This window comes from Fischerella major NIES-592, from assembly GCF_001904645.1.
In the GTDB taxonomy this organism is placed as follows: Bacteria; Cyanobacteriota; Cyanobacteriia; order Cyanobacteriales; family Nostocaceae; genus Fischerella; species Fischerella thermalis.
In genome coordinates this window covers 492,450-505,591 of sequence record NZ_MRCA01000001.1, presented here as the reverse complement: position 1 = coordinate 505,591, position 13,142 = coordinate 492,450, and the positions used below count along the sequence as shown (strand labels likewise).

Genomic DNA, 13,142 nt, shown 5'->3' with positions numbered 1-13,142 from the left:
GATGATGCCGGAGTTACTTTCCTATCTACAGGGAGAACAACTCATTCTCCACCCTGGTATTTGTTATCGCCGGGATGTGGTGGATGGCATGTGGGTGAACCTCATCAAATGGACCTATGGTTAATTGGTAATCGCGTCTCTCAAGTCCAATTCCTTGAAAGCATTCTTGATGCTGTGCTTCCAGGAGTATCCTACCGCCTGAACGAAACCTCACATCCCCACACCCGCAACGGGTTAGAAATTGAGGTTTTAGTTGATGGCAAATGGATTGAAGTAGGAGAATGGGGGGAAGTTCATCTTGATTTGTTGCGATCGCATTCTAGCGGTTTAGCATCAGGATGGGGACTAGTATCGTTTGGTAATGCTGGTAAAGGGAATAGATGATATTCGCTGATTACGAAGTACCCTTATTTTAAAGAAAGGAGATAAACCAACATATATATTATTATCGGGTGTAAAAAGCAGTTCATTCTCTCATTCTTCCCATTGCCAATAAAGCTGTTCCATAAGCTGCCTCTGTATTCATAGAACGCATCACCGGGACTTGTAAATACCGCCCCCTAATTGTCGTCCAAGTGTCATTTATTGCACCGCCGCCGGCTGTATAAACACGAGTTAACTTATCTGCTCCCAATTCTTGCAATAACTCATATCCGCGTGCCTCAATTCTGGCAATACTTTCTAATAACCCATGTAGAAATTCCACAGGATTATCTGGACGTGGTTCTAGTCGTGGCTGTAAATTGGGGTCATTAATCGGAAAGCGATCGCCTGGTTTCAACAAGGGATAATAATCCAAAGCACTTGCTTGGCTAGTATCAATTTCTTGGCTCAAACTTTCTAATTCGGTGTTAGTAAAAAATTGCCGCAGCACAGCACCACCAGTATTAGAAGCACCTCCAGTTAGCCATAAATCCCCCAAACGATGGCTATAGATACCATATCTGACATCTTCTACACGGGTACGGCTTAAAAGCTTCAGTACGAGTGTGGAACCAACAGAAGTCACTGCTTCTCCTGGTGACTCTGCACCACTAGCAAGAAATGCTGCAATACTGTCTGTTGTACCTGCACACACCAAGCAATCTTTGGGGAAATTATATTTAGCAGCAATCTCTGGGCGTATTTCTCCGATGGCACTACCAGGAGTTACTACTTTAGGTAGATGAATAGAAATTTGCAGTTGCTCCAACCATTGTGGATATTGCAAAGTTTCTACGTCATAACCCAGTTTTAAAGCATTATGGTAATCGCTAATACCCAATTGTCCATGCAACAGAAATGCTAGCCAATCTGCTTGATGCAGAAAATATTTAGCTTGGGTGAAAAAAGCTTGCTGTGACATCCACAAAAGTTTTGCCAGGCTTGAGGTTGTACTTAAAACAGTATGATTTGGGGGTGCTGCACTCTTTAACCTATCCATCACCACAGCACCCCGTCCATCGTTGTACAGCAAAGGCGCATCTACAGGATTGCCAACAGCGTCGCACAACAAGACAGTTGAAGAAGTACCATTGATAGCGATCGCTCTAATTTCTCGCCTCAATTCCCCAGAAATTTGGTCTAGCAGCCTAAACAAAGCCATCTGCCAAATATTTGCTAAGTCAACGCGAGGGTACATCTCAAACGGGTATATCACCCGTTGTTGCATAATCCCTACTTCATCAATCACCATACCTCGTGCGCCAGATGTCCCAAAATCAATACCCAGATAAAAACCCATATTCACATCAAAATTTTCTTAACAATCCTTTATTAACAACCAACCACGAACAACCAACCCATTTGTTTTGTTTCATCTTGTAACAACCTATTCCCCATTCTTGGCAAAACAAGGAAAAGTAGTAAACGTAATCAAAATTTGTTGAGATTAGGAGGTTTGAAACCATGAGTATATCCGATACTCAAGTCTACATCGCTTTGGTTGTGGCTCTGGTTCCAGGTTTTCTGGCTTGGCGCTTAGCAACAGAACTTTATAAATAAACCATTGCAATAACCAAAACAAGTCGAAATTGGCGAGCAGCAATTCGGATAATCCTTCATTCTGAGTTTTGCCCGCCTGATTTCGATTTGTTGTATAGTTTGCACAGATTCCCTTCACAATAGCTGCCTTCTGACTTCTTCATGTACTTTTAAAATCGCATATAAAAGCCAATAAACCTGGCAATACGGGTGCATTTGCCGAAGGCTGACGGTTGAAACCGTAGTACTTGATGTGCAGTTACGTACGTATACCAGGTTTATTTTTGACTAACTGCATACGTGTAGCAATTTCCAAAAAATGAAGTAATATGACAGCTAAATAAAACCGTAAACAGCGCAGGAGCATTGTTTGCGGTGCATCAATTTCATCAGCGAGGTTCTTTTAATTATTATGAATGCGATTCAACCATCCAGACCCCCGCTACAACCAATACCAAGACGTCAAGTTGCTCCCAGACCAAAGCGGCATCTACGTCAACGTTCTTACCAAGTGATGGCGTTGGAGACAACAGCAAAGATAGGGGTTAATATTGTGATTTCAGTAGCAGCAGTAACTGCACTGGTAAGACTTTTACCTTATCACTGGTCGCGGCAAGCTAAGTTACAAGAAATTAACACAGAACTTAGGCAGGTAGAAGCACGAGTAAATGCTTTGAATGTAGAATTTAGCCGTAATTTTGATCCGCGTCAAGCTAAAAGCATTATGCAAGAGCAAGGATACCGATTTGATCCAAACCAGCGTCCTATAATGCTTATAAAGCCGAAAGCGGTAGAAGTTGAACAAGTAGAATCTTCTCCTTAAATAGAATTTCGGTTTAACATTTAGACACTTATAGGTTTATTTCTAATAACCTACGTATAAACACGTAGTATATCAAAAAATAGTTAACAGCTAATAGTTAATAGTTAGTAGCTCTCGTTTAGGAGTTACGTAGTTATCATCTATTAGCTATTAGCCGCTGCAACAGTGATCAGTTATCAGTCAACAGTGATCAGTAAAATAAGGATTTAATTTGTATTTTGATACGATTGAATTCACTTTGTTATACCTAGTTTTCGGCTGATAACTGTTTATTGCTTACTGTTCACTGAATTTTGGTTAACTCGTTGAACCAATTTTCCACTTGTAAACGCAAGCGCGAGTCCGGAATTTCCTGTTTAGTATCAAACGACGGTAGTAAAAGCAAAGCACGACGATAATCAGCGATCGCACAATTCCATTCACCCCAGAGATGATAAGTTCTACCGCGTTCTGCTAAAATACGACCTTCTAACTGACCAAACAGCAGCGCTACTTCAAAATTATCAATAGCCTCTTCATATTGTCCCAAGTCGCGTAAAGTAATGCCTCTGTTCAACCATGCTCGGACATAACTAGGGTTCAAATCTAGTGCTTGATCGTAGTCAGCGATCGCTGCTATTAATTCCCCACGAGCAGCATAGTAATTAGCTCGATTGTTATAAGCACTAGCCAACTTAGGATTAAGCTGCAAAGCTGTATTGTAATCGCAAAAAGCTTTTTGGCTTTCGCCGCATTGAAAATAAATTAGTCCCCGGTTGTTGTAATCAATCGCATTTTGAGGATGACGCTTGATCAGCTGACTCAACAGCGCGATCGCCTCAATGTAGTCTCCTTGTCGGGCTGACTTCAAAGCACAAGAGCGTAAGTAGCTGTCACCGAAAGCAGATTCGCCGCTACCGTTATTTTCTCGCTGCTGAAGATTTTTGGTAGTTTTTAACACGTTGTTATATCTGTGATTTTGCTGTTCACCAGATGCTAAAAATGAGTGGCTGTTCATATCTTCCTGCCTGAGCTGCTTGCTCTGTGAATCAACTTATAATAATTTGTAGTGCTTGTGGTTCTGCCCCTGTGTCACTTACTAAGGTGTCTATGAGTACATAGAAAAGCACCCTGTATGAATATTACCCATCACTAGACGATGAATAACGTCATATTTAAATTAATCCTTGAGTTTAATAGTAGATACTTCATCCTCAAGGTCAATTCCAGAAACAGCAAATATCAATCTAGTAGACTAGTCAAGTAGTAGAAGCAACAACTTGTTAGAATCCTGGGTAATTTTGATTCTGGCAACAACTGCCCTTTTAAAGCGATCGCAACTATTAGCACTACCACCAAACGTAGAAGCATCGATCACAAAGATTTTAGTTGGATTGCTAGGGTCGCTTAAATCCAACACATCAAATGTATATCCAGTAAGCTTTAGCTTACTGGATATACATTTTGTAGAGACACTGTATTCCCCATGAGAAAGCTAGCACCCCAAAAGGGAAGTGAAATTAAGGTTAAGGGTATGTTGCTAGGGAAAGGTGTCAGCATGACACCAACAGTCCACAAAAGAATAAATGAATTCCAAGCGATTGCAAATAGACTTCCCATCCCAAATAAAGGATAAAAACCAACTGGTGGGATAAAAATTTTTAAATAATTCCCATCTTTTGTTAGTCTGATTTTGCTAATAGCTGGTTTTTGAATAGCAACAGGCGCAAAATCTCTTTGCAAGACAGTAATTGCTTCTTGGGCAGAAGTCAAACGTCGTTCTAAACTAGGCTCAATCATCATTATTTAATTCACGAGCTAGCTATATAATTTCTAATTCAAATTCAACAAAGCCACCTTTACCACTCTAGTATTAAAATGCTGTGGGATAGTTGCTACAGGAATGGACGGAGGGAATCTCAACAGTGGAAATTATCGATATATTTCGCAAAGTTGGGCCAGTGATCTGGCCATTACTTCTGTTTTCGGTGTTGGCGTTAAGTGTGATTTTAGAGCGTCTATGGTTCTGGTTCCGAATTTTGAATCAGGAAAAAGAAACTGTTAATCGCATTCTAGAAGCTGCACGTAACAATTGGGAAATCGCTAGGGATATTGCTAGACAAGCAATTGACCAGCCTATAGGTAGGTTTTTGTATGCTCCTTTAAGCCAACCAATAAGCAATCCAGAACTATTTCGCCTCGCACTAGAGTCAACAGCAGAAACCGAACTAGCTCAGATGCGACGGGGTGAAAAAGTTTTAGAACTTGTGATCGCTGTTTCTCCGTTGTTGGGATTGTTTGGTACAGTTTGGGGTTTGATAGGGTCTTTGGAATCAATTAAGATTGGTGATTTGGGAACAGAAGCAACAGCAGGAGTGACTACTGGTATTGGAGAAGCTCTATACAGTACAGCATTAGGAATGGGAATCGCGATCGTCAGCTTGATTTTTTACCGATTCTTTCAAGCTTTACTGGTTAATCAAGTCAAAATATTCCGCAAAGCGGGGAATGATTTGGAAATTCTTTATTTGCAATCACCGCCTGATTTAAGCAAAAGTCAATCTAACCTCGCCCAGCCCGAAGTGATTGTTCAAGATTCTACTGGAGGAAAATTCCTTCCTCCGCGCAAGCGAACTCAAAATAAGTTTTCTGAACCTCCAGAAATTTCAGATTCAGATAAATCAGATTCTGAAAATTGAGTTATGTGTTGTTGGTTGTTTGTTGTTTGTTTTTAGAACAATCAACCATCAACGACCAACTCTCAACTAATCTCAACTAATCACCAGTTCACCAAACAATTTAATCTCAAAATACTAGCTTATGAAAGTTAATTTACATACTCCCATTGAAGATGCTCAAGTTCAGCTCATTCCCTTAATTGATGTCATTTTTTGTATTTTGACGTTTTTTATCTTGGCATCTCTACAATTTACTCGACAACAAGCAATTAATGTTGACTTACCTAAAGCCAGTTCAGCAACAGGAAGTGTCAATGCAGTGCAAGGAAAAAATATTTTACCTGTAACTATTGATGCTGTTGGTCAGATCTATGTAGAAAAACAACCAATTAAACGTGAACAACTAGCAGGGATTTTAAGAAATTATTTGCAGCAAAATCCTAATGGTACTTTGGTACTAAATGCCTCTCGCTCAGCAACTTATAACGATGTCATAGAAATATTAGATTTGCTGCGACAAGTGGGAGGCGATCGCGTATCTTTGGGAATTATACCCGGTTCTTCAGACAGACCGGCTAATTCTCTACCTATTACTCCTCCATCTTTTCCAGTTAACCCTGGTGCAGCACCTCTACCCAACACTGCACCAGTGGCTCCATTAAATCCTCAAGGCGATTTTAACCTCAATTCCCCTTCAATTCCTAATTCCGTTCCCTTTCCTGCTGCACCTGGTCAGCCGAACACAGGTACTTCTCTCCAACAACCCCCAGCATCAAGCAACACTAATCCTGCTCCACCAAGATAAGATCAACAGACGTGCCATAGCACGTCTCTAAATTTCTAAACCTAAAAATAAAATAATTTTTCACTTCCGAATATTTACTCCTTCAAACCATCGTTCAATAATTAATATTTTGTCTAGATATTAAATAGATTTTAGTTTATAGTTTCTAGCCCCAAACTCTCCCGAATATTTTGCACAATTACCTCTGGCGGTGCTGAAATATCTACATACAAAGCATCAGCAGGTTCTTCAAGACTATCAAACTGACTTTTGAGGAGTTTTTCGGACATAAAGTGATTTTGACGCTGATTCAGGCGTTTTTGAATTAAATCGAACGAACCTTTGAGATAAACTAACTTGATGCGTTCATCACCGATGAAAAAATACTGACGATAGCTAGATTTAAGTGCAGAACAGGCCAGTGCTACATTCTGATTGTCTTCCAACCATTCTTTGATTGCTGCTTGTATGTCTTGCAGCCAAGGTAAGCGATCGCCATCATCCAGAGATATACCACGCCGCATTTTGTCGATATTTTGAGGCGAATGGAAATTATCAGCGTCGCTAAATTCCCAATGCAAAGAATCTGCTAATAGTTTAGCGATGGTGCTTTTACCCGAACCGGAAACACCCATGACCAGAATTATCATTTATTGTTTGTATGCTTATTGATACAAATGTACTTATACTAGTAAAAACTATTTACTTTATGAAAAAATCGACCACCGTGCAAGGCGATGCACACCGATGGACGCAGATAGATTTACCTTATGCATTGATGCTTTCGACTTTTAGCTGGCAGCGACTTTACTCCAACTCAAGTACGGTAATTTTGCTGCCGTTGCCCGAATTTGATCCGCGTGTGCGACCAACTGCCCGCAAGCATCCCAACTACCGGAAACAAACATATTTTTCGCAGCTTCTCCCATTGAAATGGGGGCAGAAAAATCACCAAATTGTACTTGCATAGTTTCTAAATTCACCGTCACAGACGCTTGAGGATTAGTGGCAATGAATTCTTGCAGTTGTTTGACGGTAGTAGAATCAGCGGTAACACAGGGAATGCCCATTGCTACACAGTTACCAAAAAAGATTTCCGCGAAGCTTTCACCTACTAAAGCTTGAATACCCCATTTAGCGATCGCTTGGGGTGCGTGTTCCCGTGAAGAACCACAACCAAAGTTACGGTTTACTACCAAAATCTTCGCGCCTTGATACTGCACTTGATCAAAAGCATGTTCTCCTTTGAGTGCGGCGCGATCATCAGCAAATACATGCTCACCCAAACCATCAAAAGTAACACAGCGCAAAAAACGGGCAGGAATGATGCGGTCAGTATCAATATCATCACCTACCAAAGGAATACCACGACCGGAAACAGCTTTAACTTCACTTACCATAAAAAGTACTTTTTGAGGTTTTATTCACAAAATTTCCTTTGTGTCTTAGTGTCTTTGTGGTTCAAAAAATACGTTTTATTAACCACCAAGGCACTAAGACACTAAGAACTAATTCAACAACTCGCGCACATCGAAGACTTCACCCTTCACCGCCGCCGCCGCCACCATTGCCGGACTCATCAATAAAGTCCGACCAGAGGCGGAACCTTGCCGACCTTTGAAGTTGCGGTTAGAAGAAGAAGCGCTGAGTTGTCGTCCTTGGAGTTTATCGGGGTTCATAGCTAAACACATCGAACATCCGGGTTCGCGCCATTCAAAACCTGCTGCTTGGAAGATTTTGTCTAGTCCTTCTGCTTCTGCTTGTTGTTTCACCCGTTCGGAACCAGGGACAACAAAAGCTTTGACTCCTTGAGCAACGTGACGCCCTTTGGCAACTTTGGCTGCTTCTCGCAAATCACTAATCCTGCCGTTGGTACAGCTGCCAATGAAGCAGACATCGACTTTTGTGCCGAGTATGGGTTGACCTGGTGTTAGATCCATGTAAACATAAGCTTCTTCGGCAATTTGGCGGTCTTCTTCTGGCAGTTGCTCGGCGGAGGGTACAAACTGGTTAACGCCGATACCTTGACCGGGTGTAATACCCCAAGTGACGGTAGGGGGAATATCGGCAGCGTCAAACACTACGACATCATCATACTCAGCATCGGCATCGCTCTTGATCGAATCCCACCAAGCCACTGCTTTGTCCCAGTCTGCGCCTTTAGGAGCAAAGTCTCTTCCCTTGAGGTATGCGTAGGTGACTTGGTCGGGATTAATGTAACCGCAACGTGCACCGCCTTCAATGGACATGTTACAGACGGTCATCCGTTCTTCCATGTTCATTTGCTCGAAGGTAGTGCCTGCGTATTCATAGGCATATCCCACACCGCCTTTTACACCAAGGGTACGAATGATATGGAGGATGACGTCTTTGGCGTAAACACCTGGTTTAAGAGTGCCGTTAACTTCGATTTTACGGACTTTGAGTTTAGACAGGGCTAGGGTTTGGGAGGCGAGAACATCACGGACTTGACTAGTACCGATCCCAAAAGCGATCGCACCAAATGCACCATGAGTTGAAGTATGGCTATCTCCACAGGCGATCGTCATCCCTGGCTGGGTGAGTCCTTGTTCTGGTGCAATCACATGCACAATACCCTGATTACCAGAACCGATATTATGGAAGGTAATGCCATTTTTTTGGCAGTTCTGCTCTAGCGCTTGCATCATTTCCTCTGCTAGGGCATCAACAAAAGGACGTGCCTGATTAGTTGTCGGCACAATATGGTCTACTGTCGCGACTGTCCGCTCTGGAAATAATACTTTTAAACCCCGCTCCCTCAACATAGCAAAGGCTTGGGGACTAGTAACTTCATGAATCAGGTGTAGTCCTATCAATAGTTGTGTCTGCCCTGAAGGAAGTGTACCAACAGTGTGTAAGTCCCAAACTTTATCAAACAATGTGCCTTTGCTCATACTTAAACCCATTGTAAGCCGTAGCATTTTTTAGATGGTATCAAAAATTTATGAATCACCCACCGATAAGCTAAATGCCTATGGCGAGAGCTTTTTCTTACTCTTCCTAAATAGAGGGGTTGCCTCTGGTTGCACCTCTTGCCTTAATCACCACAATAAAAAAGCTGGTTAATAATGTCCAATATATTTTTGTTGTCTAACTAATACTTAAAAAATATGAATTGTTCCCTATATCTGAAGAGTTAGTTTTCTATACCATAAAATGACATTTTCTGTAGTCTACTTAACGACAATTTTATAAAAAATAGCATACACTAGGAAATGTAAGCCTTTCCTAAGGCATGAAACGCAGAAGGATATCGAGAAGATCGATATACCAGGAGGAAAATTTTATGCAAAGAGTCCTGGGATCAACAGAATTGGAATATGCCTTTTTATTTACTCTTAGAAAGGTAAACTCCATAAGCACAGAAGGTTTTCAACCATTTTTTAATAACTTACCTGTTGACCCTTACATTAAAGGTAACTATCGTACCAGGAGGCTATCTCGTTTCATAGTTTCTCAAGATAAGTTAATTAAATTGCCTCATGGTTATTTATTTCAAAGCAAAGATTACAATCCTTTAGTAGGTGATATTAAAAGAGAGTTTGCAGAATTAGATGATGCACTCATAGAACTAGATATATTTAAAAACCTAGTTTTTGCATTTAGTGATTCTTGTAAACTGCATCCAGAAGCAGAAATAGGAGTGCATCAAATTAGAACTAGTTGTTCACCAGATAATTTTGGTAATCCTGCACCTGAAGGCATCCATAGAGATGGTACTGATTTTATCGGTATCTTTTCTGTTGATAGACAAAATATTCAAGGTGGGGAAACCCATTTATACACTGCAAAAAAAGAAAAGCCTGTTTTCAATAAAATTCTCTATCCAGGAGAATTACTACTAATTAACGACCATCAATTCTTTCACTTCACTACTCCTATTAAACCTATGACTGATGGTGTAGGGATAAGAGATGTTTTTGTATTAACTTCACCAAGTTTGCTTTCTGATTAGTTGGTTGTTGGTTGTTGGTGGTTGTTTGTATTACCAATCAACAATCAACTAACAACGAACAACAAAATTAATCAACAGCAAATATTTTGCAATCTACAAGATATGGGGAATTGAACGCAGTCATTTCCCCAGCTTTTTTACCTGGAATTGGAAATAATCTTGCAGATAAAGGTTTATCTAGTTTGATGGCTAAAGTTGCTATATCCATTAATATTGCTGCAATCTTTTCGATAGAAATATCTCCAGGTATGGGAACTGTATCAAGTCCACAACCACAAACGGCTGAATATAGTAGTAAGTTAGTAATATCGTAAGTTTGTTCATTTGCTCTGGCTGCCAAGCCTAGATCTTCGCAAACAGGAAGCATCAAACCAGAATAACCACAGATTTTCACTGGTACACTTTTTAAAACACGAGTTAACATCCCGGAAATTGTTAGTGTTCCTTGATAGCCGAATTTGCTACCCATCAGTTGTTCATAAGCAAAGGCAATACTTGTTTGTTTATCCAATGGTGGTGCTAATGATGTATCAATGCCGTTGTAATTAATACCCAATTTTGCTGATATTTTTTCAGCATGATCTGCTAATTTTGTTAATTCTTCTGCTAGAAGCGATCGCAAACTTTTTTCTGCTATTTGAATATTATTATTAGCGAGAGCAAAACTTTGCATTACCAAGTCGCTACACTCTATCCCAAGAGCAAAAGATGTATCACCTTCATGGTATGCAGTAGGGAAAAATGGTATACCTGAATTGCAGTTTGCCCAAGCACAAAACCGAAAGTTACCATAACCATTTTCAGTTTCTTGGGAAATACGTTTAATCGCTTTTGCAGATTCTAAAGTACTCTCAAAGTTAATACCTGTTTCTTTGTCAGCAATCTTTGAAGAAGAATAAATAATAGATGTGCTTTTGTTAATTTCTGGAATGATAGCTATATTTTCAGGTTTGCTGGCATATCCAATGTTGAAAAAATTTATATTAAGGTCTTCACAGAATTGTTCTATTTTTTGAAAAATATTAACTATCTCGTTTCTATAAAAGTTTTTTAGATATTCTTCCCATGAATTTGTAGCGATTCTTGTTGTTTGAACTTCGTGACCAAATTGCTCAAATAAATTTTTTGCTTGCCGATTAAATTCTGCTGCTTGCTTGATTTTTTTCCTATCATGAGGAGAGTCTAAGGAAATACCTGTAGTAATCGCTCTAATTATCATATTTAAATTAAGTAGGTCGTCACAAATAAAGGTAACTATTCGTCATTTGTTATTTGTCATATCATGTCCGTTTTAAGACTTATCATATCTGTGAAGACCAGTAATTGGTAATTGGTGAGACTACTTGCCGTCTTGGCTTATGCCGAGATGGCAAAGTAGCGAACCCGAAGGGTAATGGGAAAAATCAATGCCCAATGCCCAACTGCATCAGAATAATATCGTAAGTAATTATCCGGACTTGATATCATTTGTCATTGGGTAGAGTCACAGCACTTGTATTGGTACATTCTATTTTGATGTCAAGATACACATACAAATGCTTTGCCATTAAAAACATGTTTATTTCCACTTACATACTTGTGAATCCACGAAGTTAATAATGGGTAATGGAGAAAACCAACAATTTATTAGCAGTTGCTAATTACTACTTTAGCTACCAACAGGCAATTTATCTGTATCATCGGTGTTTATCCTCCCTCTGTCGAAGGGAGGAATGAGACATAAAAACATTTAAGTTTACCAAAACATATGATTGAGAAAGTGGTGTAATAACTTCGGTTCCTTTGGTTCTTGATAGTCTTTTGGTAATAAATCCGTTAGCGCCGCTTGTAACTCATCTAATAATGCTTGTACTTGCTGTGCTTTAGGACGTCCAGATTGGGAGAAGATAATCGGATTACCAAAACGAACGGTTAATTCTTTACGGAGATACAGGTCTTGTGTACCAATCAAGGCTACAGGTAAAATTGGTACTCCAGCACGCAAGGCATAAATAGCAACACCACGTTTGAGGGGAATAGATAACTGAGCTTCAGTATTACCTAGTCTTCCTTCTGGAAACAGAATAACGCTTTCTCCACGAGCAAAAATGCCTTGAACAATCCGATCTAGTCGCCGCATAATTTCTATAGAGTTCCCTGTGGGAACATATTTTTCTATAGCATTGGCTAATTCAGCTAGCTCTTTATGTCCAGTCTTCGCCGCTTGGATTACTGCTAATTCTTCTTTCCAAATCCGTTCTACGGGTATGACTCCTTTAGCAAAATGCAGAAATTGCCGTTTCCACCACTGGTTGTAAAGGGTACGAGCATCGCCCAATATATGGCAGAAGGGACACGGTGGTAATTCTGATAGTAACAAAAATGGATCAATATGATTTAGATGGTTAGCTGCAATTAATACTGGTTGAGCAGGAATCCGTTCTGAAAACTCAACTTTCACCTGAAATAAAGTATGAATAAGAGCCCGCAATACGTTACGCCTCAAATCACCACTAACTCTGTGTTCTGAACCACCTTCCGCAAATGCTTCCGCCGACAGTAGCGCTTGGCGGATCATTTCATTTGCGTGGCGATCGCGTGCGTAAGCAACACCTTCTTTTGCACGTTGAATTGTGGCTTCTGTTAGTGGTGGCAAAACAGGTTCTTGTGCATCATGAGAATTTAGGTGAGGAATAAGCGGACTGTTGGACATGAATTTTATGAGCAATTCTTTATATTTAACCCAATAAATAGAGTTTGGAGAGTAGGGACATACAGCTATGCACCCCTACAAACCACAAATACTTAATGTGGTGAGTCTTTAACAAAAAATGTGAAATGGCATGTTGTTATTACTCTATGCTAAAGCTTAGCTTAGTGGTAATTTGATTTGGGCAGTTATTTCTATGTCCTAAGGTACTTATTGACAACAGGCGAGAATTAGACCCTTAGGTATGAATT

14 protein-coding genes are annotated in these 13,142 nt (G+C 40.1%); 6 read left to right on the top strand and 8 right to left on the bottom strand.

The features are described 5' to 3' along the window. Nucleotides 1-108 precede the first annotated feature (108 nt). Nucleotides 109-384, top strand: a complete 276-nt coding sequence (locus tag NIES592_RS24040; RefSeq protein WP_062249039.1) for a hypothetical protein — start codon at nucleotides 109-111, stop codon at nucleotides 382-384. 82 nt (nucleotides 385-466) lie between these two features. On the opposite strand, the gene NIES592_RS02225 is transcribed toward NIES592_RS24040, so the two are convergent. Beyond that, nucleotides 467-1,723: an FGGY-family carbohydrate kinase gene (locus NIES592_RS02225; RefSeq protein ID WP_073554788.1), complete on the bottom strand. Its 1,257-nt coding sequence runs from the start codon at nucleotides 1,721-1,723 to the stop codon at nucleotides 467-469. A 164-nt stretch (nucleotides 1,724-1,887) separates the two neighbouring features. Here NIES592_RS02225 and psaM point away from each other — a divergent pair, with 164 nt between their 5' ends. Both psaM and NIES592_RS02215 read left to right on the top strand, forming a co-directional pair. Beyond that, nucleotides 1,888-1,983, top strand: a complete 96-nt coding sequence (gene psaM / locus NIES592_RS02220; protein WP_009458331.1) for a photosystem I reaction center subunit XII — start codon at nucleotides 1,888-1,890, stop codon at nucleotides 1,981-1,983. A gap of 391 nt (nucleotides 1,984-2,374) precedes the next feature. After that, on the top strand, nucleotides 2,375-2,785 hold the full coding sequence (locus NIES592_RS02215) for a hypothetical protein (protein ID WP_062249042.1): 411 nt from the start codon (nucleotides 2,375-2,377) through the stop codon (nucleotides 2,783-2,785). Nucleotides 2,786-3,068: 283 nt separating this feature from the next. Here NIES592_RS02215 and NIES592_RS02210 read toward each other — a convergent pair whose 3' ends face one another. Then, the gene (locus tag NIES592_RS02210; protein ID WP_062249043.1) at nucleotides 3,069-3,782 is read right to left on the bottom strand and encodes a tetratricopeptide repeat protein; all 714 of its coding nucleotides are present in this window, start codon (nucleotides 3,780-3,782) and stop codon (nucleotides 3,069-3,071) included. 425 nt (nucleotides 3,783-4,207) lie between these two features. After that, entirely contained in the window at nucleotides 4,208-4,567 is a 360-nt protein-coding gene (locus tag NIES592_RS02205; protein WP_073554787.1) for a hypothetical protein, read from the bottom strand. 122 nt (nucleotides 4,568-4,689) lie between these two features. Between NIES592_RS02205 and NIES592_RS02200 the strand changes: the two genes are divergently transcribed. Further along, the gene (locus NIES592_RS02200) at nucleotides 4,690-5,463 is read left to right on the top strand and encodes a MotA/TolQ/ExbB proton channel family protein (protein ID WP_073554786.1); all 774 of its coding nucleotides are present in this window, start codon (nucleotides 4,690-4,692) and stop codon (nucleotides 5,461-5,463) included. 121 nt (nucleotides 5,464-5,584) lie between these two features. After that, nucleotides 5,585-6,247: an ExbD/TolR family protein gene (locus NIES592_RS02195; RefSeq protein ID WP_062249048.1), complete on the top strand. Its 663-nt coding sequence runs from the start codon at nucleotides 5,585-5,587 to the stop codon at nucleotides 6,245-6,247. A 131-nt stretch (nucleotides 6,248-6,378) separates the two neighbouring features. Here NIES592_RS02195 and NIES592_RS02190 read toward each other — a convergent pair whose 3' ends face one another. From NIES592_RS02190 to leuC, 3 genes are all read right to left on the bottom strand, one after another. Further along, on the bottom strand, nucleotides 6,379-6,876 hold the full coding sequence (locus tag NIES592_RS02190; RefSeq protein ID WP_073554785.1) for a gluconokinase: 498 nt from the start codon (nucleotides 6,874-6,876) through the stop codon (nucleotides 6,379-6,381). Nucleotides 6,877-7,017: 141 nt separating this feature from the next. Continuing rightward, nucleotides 7,018-7,626: a 3-isopropylmalate dehydratase small subunit gene (gene leuD / locus NIES592_RS02185; RefSeq protein ID WP_073554784.1), complete on the bottom strand. Its 609-nt coding sequence runs from the start codon at nucleotides 7,624-7,626 to the stop codon at nucleotides 7,018-7,020. A gap of 108 nt (nucleotides 7,627-7,734) precedes the next feature. After that, a complete protein-coding gene (gene leuC / locus NIES592_RS02180; protein WP_062250776.1) occupies nucleotides 7,735-9,141 on the bottom strand; it encodes a 3-isopropylmalate dehydratase large subunit in 1,407 nt (468 codons plus the stop codon). A 392-nt stretch (nucleotides 9,142-9,533) separates the two neighbouring features. On the opposite strand from leuC, the gene NIES592_RS02175 reads away from it, so the two are divergent. Beyond that, the gene (locus tag NIES592_RS02175) at nucleotides 9,534-10,202 is read left to right on the top strand and encodes a 2OG-Fe dioxygenase family protein (RefSeq protein ID WP_062249054.1); all 669 of its coding nucleotides are present in this window, start codon (nucleotides 9,534-9,536) and stop codon (nucleotides 10,200-10,202) included. Nucleotides 10,203-10,269: 67 nt separating this feature from the next. Here NIES592_RS02175 and NIES592_RS02170 read toward each other — a convergent pair whose 3' ends face one another. Together NIES592_RS02170 and NIES592_RS02165 are read right to left on the bottom strand one after the other, a co-directional pair. Further along, nucleotides 10,270-11,421, bottom strand: a complete 1,152-nt coding sequence (locus NIES592_RS02170; protein ID WP_073554783.1) for a DUF711 family protein — start codon at nucleotides 11,419-11,421, stop codon at nucleotides 10,270-10,272. A 516-nt stretch (nucleotides 11,422-11,937) separates the two neighbouring features. Beyond that, complete coding sequence (locus NIES592_RS02165) at nucleotides 11,938-12,894, bottom strand: lysophospholipid acyltransferase family protein (protein WP_073554782.1); 957 nt, start codon at nucleotides 12,892-12,894, stop codon at nucleotides 11,938-11,940. Nucleotides 12,895-13,142 lie beyond the last annotated feature (248 nt).

What these genes read in the sequence shown, in the direction of transcription:
- NIES592_RS02195 (WP_062249048.1), top strand. Translation starts at nt 5,585, where the DNA reads ATGAAAGTTAATTTACATACTCCCATTGAAGATGCTCAAGTTCAGCTC.
- NIES592_RS02190 (WP_073554785.1), bottom strand. Translation starts at nt 6,876, where the DNA reads ATGATAATTCTGGTCATGGGTGTTTCCGGTTCGGGTAAAAGCACCATC.
- NIES592_RS02210 (WP_062249043.1), bottom strand. Translation starts at nt 3,782, where the DNA reads ATGAACAGCCACTCATTTTTAGCATCTGGTGAACAGCAAAATCACAGA.
- NIES592_RS02225 (WP_073554788.1), bottom strand. Translation starts at nt 1,723, where the DNA reads ATGGGTTTTTATCTGGGTATTGATTTTGGGACATCTGGCGCACGAGGT.
- NIES592_RS24040 (WP_062249039.1), top strand. Translation starts at nt 109, where the DNA reads ATGGACCTATGGTTAATTGGTAATCGCGTCTCTCAAGTCCAATTCCTT.
- NIES592_RS02175 (WP_062249054.1), top strand. Translation starts at nt 9,534, where the DNA reads ATGCAAAGAGTCCTGGGATCAACAGAATTGGAATATGCCTTTTTATTT.
- NIES592_RS02215 (WP_062249042.1), top strand. Translation starts at nt 2,375, where the DNA reads ATGAATGCGATTCAACCATCCAGACCCCCGCTACAACCAATACCAAGA.
- leuC (WP_062250776.1), bottom strand. Translation starts at nt 9,141, where the DNA reads ATGAGCAAAGGCACATTGTTTGATAAAGTTTGGGACTTACACACTGTT.
- NIES592_RS02170 (WP_073554783.1), bottom strand. Translation starts at nt 11,421, where the DNA reads ATGATAATTAGAGCGATTACTACAGGTATTTCCTTAGACTCTCCTCAT.
- NIES592_RS02205 (WP_073554787.1), bottom strand. Translation starts at nt 4,567, where the DNA reads ATGATGATTGAGCCTAGTTTAGAACGACGTTTGACTTCTGCCCAAGAA.
- leuD (WP_073554784.1), bottom strand. Translation starts at nt 7,626, where the DNA reads ATGGTAAGTGAAGTTAAAGCTGTTTCCGGTCGTGGTATTCCTTTGGTA.
- NIES592_RS02165 (WP_073554782.1), bottom strand. Translation starts at nt 12,894, where the DNA reads ATGTCCAACAGTCCGCTTATTCCTCACCTAAATTCTCATGATGCACAA.
- psaM (WP_009458331.1), top strand. Translation starts at nt 1,888, where the DNA reads ATGAGTATATCCGATACTCAAGTCTACATCGCTTTGGTTGTGGCTCTG.